This window comes from Gluconobacter sp. Dm-62 (genome assembly GCF_018256155.1).
GTDB lineage: Bacteria > Pseudomonadota > Alphaproteobacteria > Acetobacterales > Acetobacteraceae > Gluconobacter.
Genome location: NZ_JAERLY010000047.1, coordinates 1 through 1,271, shown reverse-complemented (window position 1 = coordinate 1,271; position 1,271 = coordinate 1). Strand labels below are relative to the sequence as shown.

Annotated in this window: 2 pseudogenes; one reads left to right on the top strand and one right to left on the bottom strand. The window is 48.8% G+C overall.

Annotated features, from left to right (window positions below):
• Positions 1 to 174: 174 nt before the first annotated feature.
• Positions 175 to 743, top strand: a pseudogene (locus JK202_RS16140) (hypothetical protein); the annotation flags it as partial.
• A gap of 75 nt (positions 744 to 818) precedes the next feature.
• On the opposite strand, the pseudogene JK202_RS16135 reads toward JK202_RS16140, so the two are convergent.
• Positions 819 to 1,196: pseudogene (locus tag JK202_RS16135) on the bottom strand (molybdenum cofactor synthesis domain-containing protein); the annotation flags it as partial.
• Between the last annotated feature and the right edge of the window lie 75 nt (positions 1,197 to 1,271).

Genomic DNA, 1,271 nt, shown 5'->3' with positions numbered 1-1,271 from the left:
GCTGGCTGGACGTACGCCCGATGAGGCGTATCATGACGTGCCGAGGCCCTCTGGTCCGGGGTTAACCCCGGACCAGAGGGCCAACAGCAACGCCGTCAGAAGGGCGGCATAACGACAACCGGGTATAGCTTATTCAAACCCAAAAACTGTCCGAACGGACGGGACCACCTCTAGGACAAGCAGTCAAAGCTGTCGCACAAGGACCGTCGTGCAAGTTCACCAAAGCGAAGCGGCAGGAAGATGGAACCATGCCATTCAGCGATCTCGCCATCCCGTCCTTTGACTATAGATCGCATGTTTCCATCGATCGGAAGTATCGGTTCACCGGGAAATGGAAAACAACAGGTGCCGCCGCCAGTGATGGCGCGCGATTGAGAGAGGGGCAGCTGGATAAAGCCAACGAAGACTTCATGGAAAAGCAGGGTTTTGTCTCAAAGGTTCACAGAAAAAAGCCGCATCTCAAGCCTATGCCCCAACATATCCAGAAATCGAATGCTGGAAAGTCGGTCATCCGCTCGCGTGTCGAACATGCCTTTGCCGGTCAGAAATCGCAAATGGGTCTGTTCGTCCGAACTATCGGTATCACCCGGGACACCATGAGGATCGGCCTGGCCAATATCGTCTACAATATGCGCCGTTTTCTCTTACTCGAAAGATCCGAGCGCGAGTGTGTAGTCATCCAGAGGGGGACAACATTCGATCTGCTCAAAATACAGATCAAAAGCGCCCACGAAAACCGTTAATCAGCACGCCCAAGGCACCAAATCAAAACCATGGACATCAATTAACGGTTTTTCGATCCTCCCACATAATTTTTCTCATATCCTTGAAATAATATCGACAAAATTACACGGCTTATGATTGCTATTTAGCTGGTTTTTTAAAATATCATCCCACCCATCTTTCACTGCACCTGGTGATCCGGGAAGAGCAAATAGTAATTTCCCACGGGAAACTCCCGCCATTGCTCTCGATTGTATTGTAGAGGTCCCTATCTTTTTATAAGACAACATTCGAAACAACTCTCCAAAACCGGGAATGCATTTGTCTATGACGAGATGGAATGCTTCTGGAGTGACATCTCGTTTGGTTAATCCAGTTCCTCCTGTAGTAATTATGACATCAACATCCTTATTATCGATCATGACATTGAGAGCATCAGTAATCTTATCGATGTCATCTATTTCAATGGACTGAGGTGGTCCCGTCCGTTCGGACAGTTTTGCGGGCTTGATAAGCTATACCCGGTTGTCGTTATGCCGCCCTTCTGA